We start from the raw sequence: 13992 nt of genomic DNA, 5'->3' as shown, positions 1-13992 counted from the left end.
CTGCGATTCCGGAAGAATGGCAGGCATTCCGATACAGGCTTCTCATGGCGAACACGGCTTCCCCTCCCCGGACTGGCAACACAGGCAAGCGCGGCCGGCTGCTGCTGATCGGCGCCGGCGTGCTGGTTGTGGCACTGGGTGCCGGAGGCTTCGTGCTGGGCAGCGTGCTGAGCAACCGCCAGCCGGCGGCGCCCGCAGTGCCCGCCGCTCCGGTTGTCCCGCCGCCGATCTTCGTGCCGCTGGACGCGTTCACCGTCAACCTGCGCAGCGAGGACGGCGACCGCTTCCTGCATACCGGGCTGTCGCTGAAGGTGGCTGACGCCGCCACCCAGGCACGCCTGGCCCAGTACCTGCCCGAGGCGCGCAGCCGCATCCTGCTGTTGCTGTCCGCGCGGCAGCCGGCCGAGCTGGCCACCGTCGACGGCAAGCGCAAGCTGGCCGACGACATCCGCGACACCATCAGCAAGCCGTTTGCCAGCGGCCTGCCGGCGCAACACGTGCTGGACGTGCTGTTCACCTCGTTCGTGGTGCAGTAAGCGCAAGCCAGGGCAGCACGTTTCATTCATAACGCCGCACAAGGGGCAGGACACTAGATGGCCTACGACAAGTTCCTCTCGCAAGACGAGGTAGACGAGCTGCTCAAGGGCGTATCCGGCGAGGCCGATACGCCCAAGGCCAGCGAGACTGCGCCCGACGAGGGAGGGGTACGCCCCTACAACCTGGCGACGCAGGAACGCATCATCCGCGGCCGACTGCATACGCTGGAAATCATCAACGAGCGCTTTGCGCGCTCGCTGCGCACGGCGCTGTTCAACTTCATCCGCCGCGGCGCGGACATCTCCGTGGGCAGCGTCAGGATCGAGAAGTTCGGCGATTTCGCGCGCAACCTGCCGATGCCGACCAATCTCAACCTGGTCCACCTGAAGCCGCTGCGCGGCACCGCGCTGTTCGTCTACGACCCCAACCTGGTCTTCCTGGTGGTCGACAACCTGTTCGGCGGCGACGGCCGCTTCCACACCCGCGTAGAGGGCCGCGACTTCACCCAGACCGAGCAACGCATCATCCAGCGCATGCTGGAGCTGACGCTGACCAGCTACGGCAATGCCTGGCGCACCGTGCATCCGATCGAGACCGAGTACATCCGCTCGGAGATGCACCCCAAGTTTGCCAACGTCGCCACGCACAACGAGGCCGTGGTGACCACCGCCTTCCACATCGAGCTGGGCGCCGTCGGCGGCCAGCTGCACGTATGCCTGCCGTACGCGATGATCGAGCCCCTCAAGGACCTGCTGATGAATCCGCTGCAGGACGAGAAGGAGGTCGACAAGGGCTGGGTCACGCAACTGTCGACCCAGCTGCGCGCGGCCGAGGTCGAGCTGGTGGCCGAATTCGCGCACCTGCAGACCACCGTGGCCGAAGTGCTGGCGATGCGCGCCGGCGACGTGCTGCCGATCGAGCTGCCCGAGAAGGTGTTCGGCAAGGTGGACGGCGTGCCCGTGATGCAATGCGGCTTCGGCACCATGAACGGCCAGTACGCGCTGCGGGTAGAACGAATGATCAATCACCAGGACGGCGATTCCCACCTGGATACCGAGGACAACGATTATGACTGACGGCATCGAGGACAAGCCGGTCGACCCGATGGACGACTGGGCCAGCGCGCTGGCCGAGCAGACCAGCGCCACTTCCGCCGAGATCCCCGCCGCTGCCGCGCCGGCATCGGCAGCCGCCACGCCCGCCGCCGCCACGGTCTTCCCACCGCTGGCCAAGGAAGCGCCGAGCGGCTTCCGCAACGATATCGAGATGATCCTCGACATCCCGGTGCAACTGACGGTAGAGCTGGGCCGCACCAAGGTGCCGATCAAGAACCTGCTGCAACTGGCGCAGGGCTCGGTGGTGGAACTCGACGGCCTGGCCGGCGAGCCCATGGACGTGCTGGTCAACGGCTACCTGATCGCCCAGGGCGAAGTGGTGGTGGTCAACGACAAGTTCGGCATCCGCCTGACCGACATCATCACGCCGTCCGAACGCATCCGGAAGCTGAACAAATGACAGCCGCAACCCGCGCCCTGCTGGCTGCGCTTGCCGCGCTTCCCGGCGCCGCAATGGCGGCCGAAGGTACGCCGGCGCCCGCCATCAGCGGCGCGGGCAGCCTGGCGCAGGCCGGGCTGGGGCTGTTCGCCATCATCGCGCTGATCCTGGGCCTGGCCTGGATGGCACGGCGTGCCGGCCTGGTGCGCCACGCCACCGGCGGCGCGATGAAGGTGGTCGGCAGCACCATGCTGGGCGCACGCCAGCGCCTGGTGCTGGTCGAGGTCGGCGATACCTGGCTGGTGCTGGGCGTCAGCCCCGGCGAAATCCGGCCGCTGCACACCATGGCGGCAGGGTCGCCGGCCGCCGGCCAGACCGGCGCGCACGTCGTCGCCGGACCGTCGCAACCGCCCTCCGGCGGCAGCTTTGCCGAAAAGCTGCTGCGCTCGATGCAGGCCCAATTCAAATCATGACTTCTCCGCTTGCCACGCCGTGGCGACTGCTGCCGCGCGCTGGCCGCGCCGCGCGCCCGGCCTCGCGGCTTTCCGCGTTGCTGCCCTCGCCGCTGCTGTCCCGGCTGTCCGTGCTGGTGCTGCTGCTGGCCCTTGCCGCGCTGACGCCCGCGCAAGCATGGGCCCAGGCGCTGCCCGGTGTGATCAGCAAACCCGCCCCGGGCGGCGGCCAGATCTGGTCGCTGCCGGTGCAGACACTGGTGCTGCTGACCTCGCTGTCGTTCCTGCCCGCGGCCATGCTGATGATGACCGGCTTCACCCGCGTCATCATCGTGCTGGGGCTGCTGCGCAACGCGCTGGGCACGGCCACCTCGCCGCCCAACCAGGTACTGGTGGGACTGTCGCTGTTCCTGACCTTCTTCGTGATGGCACCGGTGTTCGACCGCGTCTACAACGACGCCTACAAGCCGCTGTCCGAGAACAAGCTCAGCCTCGAAGCCGCCGCGGCCAAGGCCGCCGAGCCGCTCAAGGCCTTCATGCTGCGCCAGACCCGCGAGAAGGACCTGGCCATGTTCGCGCAGATGGCCAAGGCGCCGGAGATGCAGGGGCCGGAGGAAGTGCCGCTCAGCATCCTGGTGCCGGCCTTCGTCACCAGCGAGCTGAAGACCGCGTTCCAGATCGGCTTTACCATCTTCATCCCGTTCCTGATCATCGACCTGGTGGTAGCCAGCGTGCTGATGGCGATGGGCATGATGATGGTGCCGCCGGCGACCATCTCGCTGCCGTTCAAGCTGATGCTGTTCGTGCTGGTCGACGGCTGGCAGCTGCTGCTGGGCTCGCTGGCGCAGAGCTTCATGAGCTGACGCCGGCCGCCAGCGCCAGCCTTTTCTTCGCAAGAGCCATGACCCCAGAGACCGTAATGACCATCGCCACCCAGGCGATGAAGATGACCTTGCTGCTGGCCGCCCCGCTGCTGCTGGTGGCGCTGGCCGCCGGCCTGGTGGTCAGCCTGTTCCAGGCCGCGACCCAGATCAACGAGATGACGCTGAGCTTCATCCCCAAGCTGATCGCGCTGTTCGCCACCATGGTGCTGGCCGGCCCATGGATGATCAACGCGATGGTCGACTACATGCGCGAGGTGTTCCAGAGCATCCCCGCGCTGGCGCACTGACGGCGGCCATCCACGCCGCCGCCTGCCGCCGCTGTCCGCCACCGTTGCCGCACTTCACCCCGCCTGCCCGCTGACCCGCCGCCGTGATCGAGTTCACCTCAGCCCAGCTCTACGGCTGGCTTGCGGCTTTCCTGTGGCCGTTTTTCCGCATCCTGGCGCTGATCGGCACCGCGCCGCTGTTCGGTGAATCGACCATCCCGCGGCGCGCCAAGATCGCACTGTCGGCGATGATCGCCATGGTGATCTCGCCCACCATCGCCCAGTTGCCGGTGGTGCCGGTGTACTCCTTCGACGGGCTGCTGTTCATCCTCAATGAAGTCGGCATCGGCCTGGCCACGGGCTTCGTCATGCGGCTGGTCTTTGCCACGGTGCAGCAGGCCGGCGAGATCATCGGGCTGCAGATGGGCCTGTCGTTCGCATCCTTCTTCGACCGCACCGCCGGCGGCCAGACCATGGTGCTGTCGCGCTTCCTGAACCTGATCGCGGTGCTGCTGTTCCTGGCGCTGGACGGCCACCTGCTGATGCTGGGCGCGCTGGTCGACAGCTTCAACAGCCTGCCTATCGGTGGCAACCCCGGCGGCACCCCCCTGTCCGCGGGCGGCGCCCTGGCCGTGGCCCGCGCCGGCGGCATGGTGTTCGCCTCCGGCCTGCTGCTGGCGCTGCCGATGATCGCCGCCTTGCTGATCCTGAACCTGGCCATGGGCATCCTCAACCGCGCCTCGCCGCAACTGTCGATCTTCGCGGTGGGCTTTCCGGTGACGCTGTCGGGCGGGCTGCTGGTGCTGATGCTGGTGATGCCGCAGATGGGCAGTTACATGCAGCACATGATCGAGGCGGGGCTGGAGGCGGTGGGGACGGTGCTGGCGCAGTTCGGACGCTAGCGCGCCGGCGTGCCGTTTCCGGCGCGCATAAACTTAGACGTCGAATTTTTCTTGACAGGGCGTGGCGAGGCGCTAGTATTACGCCATGTACTTCGATCTCTAAGATTATTGAGGTACGACACCCACCGCTCAGGAGCCCTCACATGTACGACCTCTATGCCACCGACAAGCTGATCGACCTCTGGCTGACCGAAGACATCGGACTCTGCGACCTGACCGTCCAGACCATGATCGAACCGGGCGAGACCGGCACCTTTTGCATGAATGCCCGCGAGCCAATGATCGTCGCCGGTATCGACGTGGCGGCACGCATCTTCGCCCGCTACGATCCCACGCTGTCCATCGACGTGCGCGTGGCCGACGGCGACAAGGTCGGCAAAGGCGCGGTGCTGCTGAACGTGAGCGGCAATGCGCGCAGCGTGCTGACGGCGGAACGCACCGCACTGAACATCCTGCAGCGCCTGTGCGGCATCGCCAACCAGACCGCCACCTATGCGCAGGCCATTGCGCATACCAGGGCGCGCCTGATCGACAGCCGCAAGACCACCCCTGGTCTGCGCGCGCTGGAGAAGCACGCGGTCACCTGCGGCGGCGGCCTGAACCACCGGCTGAGCCTGGACAACGGCGTGATGATCAAGGACAACCACATTGCCGTTTGCGGCAGCATCGCCGCCGCGGTGGAACGCGTGCGCCGCAAGCTGCCGGTGCTGACCAAGCTGGAAGTGGAATGCGACCGGCTGGAGCAAGTGCACGAGGCACTGGCCGCCGGCGTCGACGTGATCATGCTGGACAACATGTCGGTGCCCAACATGAAGGAGGCGGTGCAGATCGTCAATGGCCGCACCAAGGTCGAGGCCTCGGGCGGCATCCGGCTCGAGACTATCCGGGCGGTGGCGGAAACCGGCGTCGACTACATCTCGACCAGCCGGATCACACAGTCTGCACCGGCCGTGGATATCGGGCTGGACGAAGCCTGACCCCCTGAATCCGGGCCCCTGCCCGCGGCTGGGCCCGCACACCGGTTTCACGCCTTCTACCCGAGGCATTCACCCTCGCCGGCCGCGCCGGCGGGGGCCTTTTCATTGGCAGTGGCCGCCTCGGGCTACAGGTCTGACAGCAGCCGCCCGACTTCCTGCGTTGACGGCACGCGCCGCCCGTTTTCCGCCGAGGCGATCTCGTCGGCGACCAGGCGCTTGGCGATGGTGATCAGGACCCGGCGCGTGGTCGCCACGTCCTGTTCGCTCACGCCCTCGACACTCAGCGCATTGACCTCGGTTGCCAGCGGTTCGAGCTTGCGGCGCAGCGCGCGCCCGGTCTTGCTGAGGAACACATGCACCTTCTTCTTGTTGCCGGGCAGGTGCGTGCGTTCGACGTAGCCAAGCGCCTCCAGCGCCTTGACCGCCGCAAAGGTGGTGGGTTCGGTCACGCCGGCGCGTTCGCTCAGTTCGCGCTGCGACAGGCCGTCATGGCGCCACAGGATGCGCAGGATGGTCCAGTGGCCGTACGACACCGAATGTTCCGCCAGGCGCAGTTGCAGCGCCCGGATATAGGCGCGCGCGGCGTCCTTCACCAGGTGGGCAAGCCGCTCTTCATCGGCTTCTTCCGGGGACGTGATCGTGACCGGGGTATCCGGCTTTCTTGTGGCCATAGTGGTAAGCGGAAAGTGAAACGCATCCATGCGGCACCGGGTCCACGGTGCCCGCAACAGCGCACATGATAGCGCCTCCACCGTGCGCGCGGCGGCGCCGGACCGCGGCACCGCGCCCTCCAATGTAGCGTTCACTCCATCGGTGCGCGATGCGCGCAACCGAAGCACCAGGCACCGCGAACGCGCACGCCGCGCCCCCGTGTTTTCCCCTACGAACGCTCGCATCCCGCGTAACCGCTGGATTTGCGGGCGCTGGTCCGTTGCTTGCATAACCTTAGACATCGAACTTTCCTTGACAGTCGCGAGGCCGGTGCTAGCATTACCAAACAACTTCGACATCTAAGGTATTAGTCATGAACGCGAGCGGCACCTTCTTCTTTGTGGTCGGCCCCAGTGGCGCGGGCAAGGATGCGCTGATGGACGGGGCGCGGGTGGCGCTCGATGACAACTATGTATTCGCCCGGCGTGTCATCACGCGTCCCGAGGGTGCGGCCGGCGAGGCGCATGACGCCGTGTCGGAAGCCGAGTTCGCACGGCGCCAGCGCAGCGGCGAATTCCTGGTGACCTGGGATGCGCACGACCTGCGCTATGGCTTGTCCTGCTCGCTGATGTCGGAGCTCGAGCGCGGGCGCCACGTCGTCGCCAACGGCTCGCGTGCCGTCATCGCGGAACTAGCGCAACGCCTGCCGCGCTTCGTGGTGGTGTTGGTGACGGCCCCGCAGGACGTGCTGGCCCGCCGCATTGCCGCGCGCGGGCGCGAATCTGGCGAGCAGATTGCCCGCCGCGTGTCGCGCACCGGCGCGGCGCTGCCGCCGGAGGTGCCGTGCATCACCGTGTCGAACGACAGCACGCTGGAGGTAGGCAGGGCCCGCTTCGTCGAGGCGCTGCGGCACGGCACGCGCGCAGCCAGTGACGGAGCGCCGGCCAGCCGCACCAACCTGATGGCCAAGCTGCGCGGCGAGCCGCTCGACCAGGCCGCCTACGTCGCGGTGCTGCGGGACGCCATGGCGGGCCGCTACACCGAGGCCGAGCTGACCGAGTTCCTGGTTGCCGCGACCCGCTCGCTGGGCGACCAGGAGGTGGTGGCACTGGCTCGTGCCCGTACGGCATTCACGCCCCGCATCGAATGGGACGAGCCGATCGTGGTCGACAAGCACTCCATCGGCGGCGTGCCCGGCAGCCGCATCACGCTGATCGTGGTGCCGATCGTCGCGGCGTACGGGCTGGCCATGCCCAAGACTTCGTCACGCGCGATCACCTCCGCCGCCGGCACGGCCGACGCCATGGAAACCGTGGCGCGCGTCGACCTGGCGCACGGCGACGTGCGCCGCTGCGTGGCGCAGGCGCGCGCCTGCATCGCATGGAACGGCCGCCTCAACCACTCCGTGGTCGACGACGTGATGAACGCCATTACGCGCCCGCTGCAGCTGGATTCGCGGCGCTGGTCGGTGGCGTCGATCCTGTCCAAGAAATACACCGCCGGGGCCACCCACGTCATCGTCGACCTGCCCTATGGGCCGCAGACCAAGCTGGCCACGCACGCCGACGCCGAGGCACTGGGCGCGATGTTCGAGCATGTCGGCAAGGGGCTCGGCCTGCACGTGCGCGCGCTGGTGACAGACGGCAGCCGGCCAATCGGCCGTGGCATCGGGCCCGCACTGGAAGTGCGCGATGTCCGCCAGGTACTCGCCAACGATCCCCTTGCCCCCGCTGATCTGCGAGAGAAAGCCTTGCGCTTCGCCGGCGAGATCATCGCCTTCGATGCGCGCGTGGGCTCACCCGCGGAGGGCCTGCGCATTGCCACCGCGCTGCTCAGCGAAGGCAGGGCCAAGGCCGCATTCGACCGCATTGCCGCCGCGCAGGGCGCGCGACCCGAGCCCGTGGCGCCCGGCGCGCATACCTGCGTGGTAAGCGCGGCCATGCAAGGCCGCGTGGCCGCCATCGATGGACTGCGCATCTCCGGGGTCGCGCGCGCCGCCGGGGCGCCGCGCGAGCTAGGTGCGGGCGTCGATCTGCTGTGCACGATCGGGGCAAGGGTGGCGTCAGGGCAACCCCTCTACCGCATCCATGCGGGCAGCGAGGCGGCACTTGCGGCGGCCGCGGCACTGGCACGCGCGGGTGGCGAGTGCAGCGAGGCGGTGCGTATAGATCCCGATTGACCGGCTTCCCCCTTCCCTTCACCCTAACCGACGAGGCATATCAATGAGACCCCTAACCGTCGTCCGCAGTCTGGCATCCCTGCTCCTTGTCGCAAGCAGCCTGGCAACCGTGTCAGGCCGCGCCGAAGCGAACCTGGCGAGTACATTCCCGCAGAAGCCCATCCGCATGGTGGTGACGTTCCCGGCCGGAGGCGGGACCGATTCGCTGGCGCGCCTGATCGGGACCGACCTCAGCAAGTCGCTGGGGCAGCCGGTGGTGGTCGACAACCGCCCTGGCGCCAGCGGCAATATCGGCGCGGAGTTCGTCGCCAAGAGCCCGGGTGACGGCTACACCCTGCTGATCGTCAACAGCAGCTTCGCCATCAACCCGAGCGTCTTCAAGAAGCTGCAGTTCAATCCGAAGTCCGATTTCAGCGCGGTCATCACCTTCGCTTCGGTGCCCTCGGTGATCGCCGTGCCCGCGCACTCGAAGCTGCGCACGTTCAACGACCTGCTCACGGCCGGCAAGAGCGGCACGCCGCCCAGCTACGCCTCATGCGGCAACGGTACGCCGCAGCATCTGGCCGGCGAGTTGCTGAAACTCTCGGCGAAGATCGACATGCTGCACGTGCCGTACAAGGGCTGCGCTCCGGCCATCGCCGACGTGCTGGGCAACCAGGCCGACGTCAGCGTCAATACGCTGACCAACACCATTCCCTACCTGAAGAGCAACAGGCTGCGCGCGCTGGCCGTCACGTCGAAGGCTCGCTCACCGTTCCTGCCCGACGTCCCTACGGTAAGCGAGCTGGGCGTGGCCGGCTACGACGTCGACCAGTGGTTCGGCATCCTCGCCCCGGCCAATACGCCTCCCGAGATCGTACAGAAGCTGAACGCCGAGATCGCCAGGGCCATCGCCAAGCCCGAGATCAAGGCATCGCTGACGCAGCTCGGCTTTGCCACGACGACCAGCACACCCGCCGAATTCCAGAAGCTGGTGAACGCCGACATCGACCGCTGGCAGAAATTCACCGCCAAAATGAGCCTGGTCGTCGATTGACCATCCGGGCCACCGACCACCCCCAGCCCTACCCCTTCACGCACACCACCTGGCGCAGCGTATGCACCACCTCCACCAGGTCTGACTGCGCCGCCATCACCGCATCGATGTCCTTGTACGCCATCGGGATCTCGTCGATCACGGCGGCGTCCTTGCGGCACTCCACCCCTTCGGTGGCCTGCTTCTGGTCGGCCACGGTGAAGCGGCGTTTGGCCTCGCTGCGGCTCATGGTGCGGCCCGCGCCGTGGCTGCAGGAGCAGAACGACTCCGGATTGCCCTTGCCGCGCACGATGAACGAGCGCGCGCCCATCGAGCCCGGGATGATGCCCAGTTCGCCGGCGCGCGCGCTGACCGCGCCCTTGCGCGTGACCAGCACGTCGGCGCCGAAGTGATGTTCCTTCTGCACGTAGTTGTGGTGGCAGTTCACCGCCTCGAGCCGTGCCTGGAACGGCTTGCGCAGCACCCGCTGCGCCGCGGCCAGCACCGCTTCCATCATCAGCTCGCGGTTGCGGCGGGCGTAGGCCTGGGCCCATGACACCGCGTAGATGTAGTCCTCGTAGTGCGAGGAGCCTTCCACCAGGTAAGCCAGGTCGCGGTCCGGCAGGTTGGCCAGGTGCTGGCGCATGTCCTGCTGCGCCAGCGTGATGAAGGTGGTGCCGATCGCATTGCCGATGCCGCGCGAGCCGCTGTGCAGCATGAACCAGACCGACTGCGCCTCGTCCAGGCACACCTCGATGAAGTGGTTGCCGGTGCCCAGCGTACCCAGGTGATTGCGATGGTTGGCGCGCGCCAGGTGCGGGTATTTGTCGGTGATGCGGCGAAAGCCAGGCGCCATCTCGGCCCACGCGGCGTCGACATGCGCCGGCGCATTGCCCCAGGCACCCTGGTCGCGCCGCCCGCCCTGCGCGCTGCGGCCATGCGGCACGGCATGCTCGATCGCGCTGCGCAACTGGCCCAGGTTGTCGGGCAGATCGGAGGCGCTCAGCGAAGTCTTCACCGCCATCATGCCGCAGCCGATATCAACGCCTACCGCCGCGGGAATGACGGCGCCGACGGTCGGAATCACCGACCCGATGGTCGACCCCTTGCCCAGATGTACGTCCGGCATCACCGCCAGATGGCGGAAGATAAACGGCATCCGGGCCGTGTTCACCAGTTGCTCGCGCGCGGCGCCCTCCACCGGCACGCCGCGCGTCCACAGCTTGACCGGCTTGCCGGCGCCGGTGTCGATTACGTCGTATTGCGTCTTGCCTGCCATGTTCGTCCAGGCTCCAGTCATGATGTCTGGAGCTTAGAGGGCTGGGTCGGGCAAGGATTCCCCCGAGCACGGTCAAGTTGCCTCGACCTCATCGACCCAAGGCGCTGTGCCCTTCCTTGCACATCCTCACTCGGGCTTGATATTCGCCTCATTCATCCGTGTCGCCCAGCTTTGCAACTGCGCGCGCACGAACTGTTGCTGCGCCTCGACCCCATTCGGGGCGACCTCCATGCCCATGCCCATGAAGCGCTCGCGGACTTCAGGCCGGGCCAGTGCCTTGTTGACCGATGCATTCAGGCGCTGCACGACTTCCGCCGGAATGCCTGCCGGCCCGGCAAGCCCGACCCAGAACACCAGGTCGTAGGACTTGAAGCCCGCTTCCGCGAACGTGGGGACGTTCTTCCACTCGGGCAGGCGATGTTCCGTGCTGACCGCCAGCGCGCGGATCTTCCCTCCTCTCATCAGCGCCGTTGCCACCGACAGGTCGCCGACGACATAGTCGATCTGTCCGCCAGCCAGGTCGGTCAGCGCCGGAGGCTGGCTCTTGTAGGACACGCCAACGGCCTGGATACCGGCAATCCGGTTGAACGCTTCCGCCGCTACCTGGCCACCCGGCGAGCCATAGCCAAAGTTCAGCTTGCCGCTCTTGCCGCGCTCCACAAGCTGCGCCACGGTCTTGATATCGCTGTCGTTGCGAACCAGCAGCAACGCCGGCATCGTGGTGAGGCGCGCAATGTGGGTGAAATCTTGCGTCGCATCGTACGGCAGATTTTTGACGAGCCCGGGATTGATCGAATTGATGGAACTGCTCGAGATGGTCAGGGTGTAGCCATCCTTCGGTGACTTGACTGCGTACTCGGTACCGATCACGCCCTGGGCACCGGGACGGTTCTCGACGACGACCGTTGTCCCCAGGTCCTTGCGCAGCTCTTCCGCCAGGATGCGCGCGCTGGTATCGGTAGCGCTGCCTGCCGAGAACGCCGCGACAATCTTGATGGTCTTGTTGCCTGGGTAGGTGTCCGCCGCAACGACCGCTGCATTGGCCACCAGCGCGGCAGCAAAAAACACGGCTTGAACGATGCGCTTCATTTCTGTCTCCTGTGGTTGTTCTCTGCTTGCTGACGACTCACTTCTTCCACACGTCGTTGGCTGCGCCCGCTACGCCCTTCAAGCTACCCAAGGCGGGCGGACCGCTCCGAACCGACGCCGGCGTCCCGCTCAGCTTGATGGGAACACCGGGACCGACGTAGTCGCCTTGCCTGACCACCATCCGCCGGTGCAGGGTATGGGGCGCCCCGGCAACGTCTGCAATGCTCAGAATGGGCGCGGCAGGAACGTTCTGCGCCAGCAGCGCCTTGCCAAAGGATTCGCCATCCACCGCGGCAAAGGCCCGGGACAACTCGACCGTCAGCGCTTCGCGATTTGCTACGCGCTGGCGATTGGTGGCAAAGCGCTCGTCATCCGGCAGGTGCCCGGCACCCAATGCCTGGCAAAGCTTCGCGAACAGGCGGTCGTTGGCCACCGCGACGAACAGCGGGCAGGTCGCGGTCTGGAAAATGTCGTACGGAACGATATTGGGATGACTGTTTCCGGTCGGCTTCGGCGTCACCCCGGAGGCCAGGAAATTAGTCAGGAACGGATGGGCGACCGATACCGCGGAGTCATACAGGCTCACATCGGCAAGCTGACCGCGACCGGTCTGGTTGCGCGCATTCAAAGCCAGCAGCACCGCCATTGCGGCATTCATGCCCGTGGTCAGATCCACCACCGGCACGCCAAGGCGAATGGGATTGCCTCCCGGCTCGCCGTTGATGCTAAGCAGGCCGGCCATGGCTTGCACTGCCGCATCGTAGCCAGGCAGCTGCCCCAGTGGGCCGTCATCGCCAAAGCCGGTGATCCGGCAGTGGATGAGCCGCGGAAAACGCTCCGTCATGCGGGACGGATTGTCGATGTCCCATGTCCTCAGCGTGCTCGCCTTGAAGTTCTCGATCAGGACATCCGCGGTCTCCAGCAGCTGCCAGAAGGTCTCCCTGTCGGCCTCGCGATTCATGTCGAGGATCATGCTGCGCTTGTTGCGGTTGACGGCGCGGAAGTACGCGGATGCGCCGTCCACGAAAGGCGGGCCGAAGCCCCGGCACTCATCGCCCTCCGGCGCCTCGATCTTGATCACGTCAGCACCGTGGTCGCCAAGGATCTGCCCGCACAACGGGCCCGCCAGCACGCGCGATGCATCGACGACACGCAGCCCGGAGAGCGCCCCTTGGCGGACTTCAACATTGCTTGCATCGGCCATTTCAGTCTCCTTCGATCGCCCACTCAAAGGCATAGCCTTGCTTGCCCTTGTGCCAGCTGGTTTTCAGGGACAGGCGATGGTTGTGCGCTGCCAGCGCGCCTTCGAACAGGCCGCACCATGCGTCGGCCACGCAGGGATGCGCGTCGGCCACCGAATCCATCAGCGTCCAGCCGCGTTGGTAGACCTGGCTGCCGAAGCCGCCGATTTCGCACGCATCATCCTGGGCTCGCGCCAGCGTCTCCATGAACCTGGCGAAGCTGGCAGCGGATTTGTCGACCGGTGTGCCGAGCTGCGCAGCGGTCTCGTGATAGAACTGCATGCCGATCATCCTTGCTGTCAGCCGCAGCAGCCGCTCCGCTTCATGCGGTCCCCAGAGGTTTGCCGCGACGGGAAGCGCGGTGCGCACGTATTCCATCGCGTAGTTGCGCCTGGCCTTGTCTAGCCGTGCCTGCGGCCAGGCGTCGGTAGGCAGGGTCGGTGCCGCGGCAGCATCGAAGTCCGGCGCCACTTCATTGCGCGCAAAACGAAGCCGCTCATGGGGCTCGAGCTCATGGTCGTATTCGTAGTAGTAGCCTTCCAGACCGGATTGCCCGTCTGCTGCCTGCTTGGTGCAGACAAAGCCCAGGCGCGGTTTGCCGAGGGTCACGCCATTCTGGGCATGCCAGCCTGCCAGCATCGCGCGCGAGACTTCGGAAGGAATGCCGCAAAGCGCCGTGCCGGACCAGATCCAGCGCGGCGCGTTGTAGCGGATCCACGCCTTCCGGTCGCTCTCGTGCATGTACTGCACGGCGACGCCGCCAATATGGTTTGAGAGGTAGTGATACTGGGCCGCCGCCACCGCTGGCGGCAGTCCGTCGATGCCAAGCTTGCGCAGTCCGGCCAGGAAGCGCTCGCGGCGCTGGCGGCAGAAGATCTCGTAGACCAGTTCCGCCGCCGCCGGCGTTCCCTTGCGGGTCACGGTCGACAAGACGATACCGGTGAAAAACGCGTGGTAGAGGCCGGCGACGGCGCGCCAGCCAGCCTGCGGCTGGTATGGTTCCGGGTTCGGCATCCCGGCATCCGT

General features: G+C 66.7%; 15 protein-coding genes. 10 read left to right on the top strand and 5 right to left on the bottom strand.

Features of this window, described 5'->3' with window-relative positions:
- Positions 1 to 44: 44 nt before the first annotated feature.
- From fliL to nadC, 8 genes are all read left to right on the top strand, one after another.
- The gene (fliL, locus tag MKD38_RS09515; RefSeq protein WP_252676214.1) at positions 45 to 536 is read left to right on the top strand and encodes a flagellar basal body-associated protein FliL; all 492 of its coding nucleotides are present in this window, start codon (positions 45 to 47) and stop codon (positions 534 to 536) included.
- Between the two features lie 57 nt (positions 537 to 593).
- Positions 594 to 1613 carry a flagellar motor switch protein FliM gene (fliM, locus tag MKD38_RS09510; RefSeq protein WP_252676212.1) on the top strand — a complete coding sequence of 340 codons (1020 nt, stop codon included), beginning with the start codon at positions 594 to 596 and terminating at the stop codon, positions 1611 to 1613.
- Positions 1606 to 2052 carry a flagellar motor switch protein FliN gene (gene fliN, locus MKD38_RS09505; protein WP_111520041.1) on the top strand — a complete coding sequence of 149 codons (447 nt, stop codon included), beginning with the start codon at positions 1606 to 1608 and terminating at the stop codon, positions 2050 to 2052. Before fliM ends, fliN begins: the two co-directional genes overlap by 8 nt.
- Positions 2049 to 2504: a flagellar biosynthetic protein FliO gene (gene fliO, locus MKD38_RS09500; RefSeq protein WP_252676210.1), complete on the top strand. Its 456-nt coding sequence runs from the start codon at positions 2049 to 2051 to the stop codon at positions 2502 to 2504. The genes fliN and fliO overlap by 4 nt, the downstream gene beginning before the upstream one ends.
- A complete protein-coding gene (gene fliP / locus MKD38_RS09495) occupies positions 2501 to 3346 on the top strand; it encodes a flagellar type III secretion system pore protein FliP (protein ID WP_252676208.1) in 846 nt (281 codons plus the stop codon). Before fliO ends, fliP begins: the two co-directional genes overlap by 4 nt.
- Positions 3347 to 3384: 38 nt before the next feature.
- Entirely contained in the window at positions 3385 to 3654 is a 270-nt protein-coding gene (gene fliQ / locus MKD38_RS09490; RefSeq protein ID WP_012355210.1) for a flagellar biosynthesis protein FliQ, read from the top strand.
- A gap of 83 nt (positions 3655 to 3737) precedes the next feature.
- Entirely contained in the window at positions 3738 to 4535 is a 798-nt protein-coding gene (gene fliR / locus MKD38_RS09485) for a flagellar biosynthetic protein FliR (protein WP_252676206.1), read from the top strand.
- Positions 4536 to 4678: 143 nt separating this feature from the next.
- Positions 4679 to 5512 (top strand): carboxylating nicotinate-nucleotide diphosphorylase, encoded by an 834-nt coding sequence (gene nadC / locus MKD38_RS09480; RefSeq protein WP_252676205.1) that lies wholly within the window; start codon positions 4679 to 4681, stop codon positions 5510 to 5512.
- Between the two features lie 125 nt (positions 5513 to 5637).
- On the opposite strand, the gene MKD38_RS09475 is transcribed toward nadC, so the two are convergent.
- A complete protein-coding gene (locus MKD38_RS09475; RefSeq protein ID WP_252676203.1) occupies positions 5638 to 6183 on the bottom strand; it encodes a MarR family winged helix-turn-helix transcriptional regulator in 546 nt (181 codons plus the stop codon).
- A gap of 353 nt (positions 6184 to 6536) precedes the next feature.
- Between MKD38_RS09475 and phnN the strand changes: the two genes are divergently transcribed.
- Positions 6537 to 8342 carry a phosphonate metabolism protein/1,5-bisphosphokinase (PRPP-forming) PhnN gene (phnN, locus tag MKD38_RS09470; RefSeq protein ID WP_252676201.1) on the top strand — a complete coding sequence of 602 codons (1806 nt, stop codon included), beginning with the start codon at positions 6537 to 6539 and terminating at the stop codon, positions 8340 to 8342.
- A gap of 43 nt (positions 8343 to 8385) precedes the next feature.
- On the top strand, positions 8386 to 9378 hold the full coding sequence (locus tag MKD38_RS09465; protein WP_252676199.1) for a tripartite tricarboxylate transporter substrate binding protein: 993 nt from the start codon (positions 8386 to 8388) through the stop codon (positions 9376 to 9378).
- Positions 9379 to 9406: 28 nt separating this feature from the next.
- Here the strand turns inward: MKD38_RS09465 and MKD38_RS09460 are convergent, their stop codons facing one another.
- From MKD38_RS09460 to MKD38_RS09445, 4 genes are all read right to left on the bottom strand, one after another.
- Positions 9407 to 10636 (bottom strand): RtcB family protein, encoded by a 1230-nt coding sequence (locus MKD38_RS09460; RefSeq protein WP_252676197.1) that lies wholly within the window; start codon positions 10634 to 10636, stop codon positions 9407 to 9409.
- A 126-nt stretch (positions 10637 to 10762) separates the two neighbouring features.
- Complete coding sequence (locus MKD38_RS09455) at positions 10763 to 11725, bottom strand: Bug family tripartite tricarboxylate transporter substrate binding protein (protein WP_252676195.1); 963 nt, start codon at positions 11723 to 11725, stop codon at positions 10763 to 10765.
- Positions 11726 to 11762: 37 nt separating this feature from the next.
- Positions 11763 to 12929 (bottom strand): CaiB/BaiF CoA transferase family protein, encoded by a 1167-nt coding sequence (locus MKD38_RS09450; RefSeq protein ID WP_252676193.1) that lies wholly within the window; start codon positions 12927 to 12929, stop codon positions 11763 to 11765.
- 1 nt (position 12930) lies between these two features.
- Positions 12931 to 13980, bottom strand: a complete 1050-nt coding sequence (locus tag MKD38_RS09445) for a hypothetical protein (RefSeq protein ID WP_252676191.1) — start codon at positions 13978 to 13980, stop codon at positions 12931 to 12933.
- Between the last annotated feature and the right edge of the window lie 12 nt (positions 13981 to 13992).

It is taken from the genome of Cupriavidus sp. WGlv3 (assembly GCF_023952475.1).
GTDB lineage: Bacteria > Pseudomonadota > Gammaproteobacteria > Burkholderiales > Burkholderiaceae > Cupriavidus > Cupriavidus phytorum.
Note: the sequence above shows the minus strand (reverse complement) of the source record. Positions and strands in the feature narration are given on the sequence as shown.

What these genes read in the sequence shown, in the direction of transcription:
- fliL (WP_252676214.1), top strand. Translation starts at nt 45, where the DNA reads ATGGCGAACACGGCTTCCCCTCCCCGGACTGGCAACACAGGCAAGCGC.
- fliM (WP_252676212.1), top strand. Translation starts at nt 594, where the DNA reads ATGGCCTACGACAAGTTCCTCTCGCAAGACGAGGTAGACGAGCTGCTC.
- fliN (WP_111520041.1), top strand. Translation starts at nt 1,606, where the DNA reads ATGACTGACGGCATCGAGGACAAGCCGGTCGACCCGATGGACGACTGG.
- fliO (WP_252676210.1), top strand. Translation starts at nt 2,049, where the DNA reads ATGACAGCCGCAACCCGCGCCCTGCTGGCTGCGCTTGCCGCGCTTCCC.
- fliP (WP_252676208.1), top strand. Translation starts at nt 2,501, where the DNA reads ATGACTTCTCCGCTTGCCACGCCGTGGCGACTGCTGCCGCGCGCTGGC.
- fliQ (WP_012355210.1), top strand. Translation starts at nt 3,385, where the DNA reads ATGACCCCAGAGACCGTAATGACCATCGCCACCCAGGCGATGAAGATG.
- nadC (WP_252676205.1), top strand. Translation starts at nt 4,679, where the DNA reads ATGTACGACCTCTATGCCACCGACAAGCTGATCGACCTCTGGCTGACC.
- MKD38_RS09475 (WP_252676203.1), bottom strand. Translation starts at nt 6,183, where the DNA reads ATGGCCACAAGAAAGCCGGATACCCCGGTCACGATCACGTCCCCGGAA.
- phnN (WP_252676201.1), top strand. Translation starts at nt 6,537, where the DNA reads ATGAACGCGAGCGGCACCTTCTTCTTTGTGGTCGGCCCCAGTGGCGCG.
- MKD38_RS09465 (WP_252676199.1), top strand. Translation starts at nt 8,386, where the DNA reads ATGAGACCCCTAACCGTCGTCCGCAGTCTGGCATCCCTGCTCCTTGTC.
- MKD38_RS09460 (WP_252676197.1), bottom strand. Translation starts at nt 10,636, where the DNA reads ATGGCAGGCAAGACGCAATACGACGTAATCGACACCGGCGCCGGCAAG.
- MKD38_RS09455 (WP_252676195.1), bottom strand. Translation starts at nt 11,725, where the DNA reads ATGAAGCGCATCGTTCAAGCCGTGTTTTTTGCTGCCGCGCTGGTGGCC.
- MKD38_RS09450 (WP_252676193.1), bottom strand. Translation starts at nt 12,929, where the DNA reads ATGGCCGATGCAAGCAATGTTGAAGTCCGCCAAGGGGCGCTCTCCGGG.
- MKD38_RS09445 (WP_252676191.1), bottom strand. Translation starts at nt 13,980, where the DNA reads ATGCCGAACCCGGAACCATACCAGCCGCAGGCTGGCTGGCGCGCCGTC.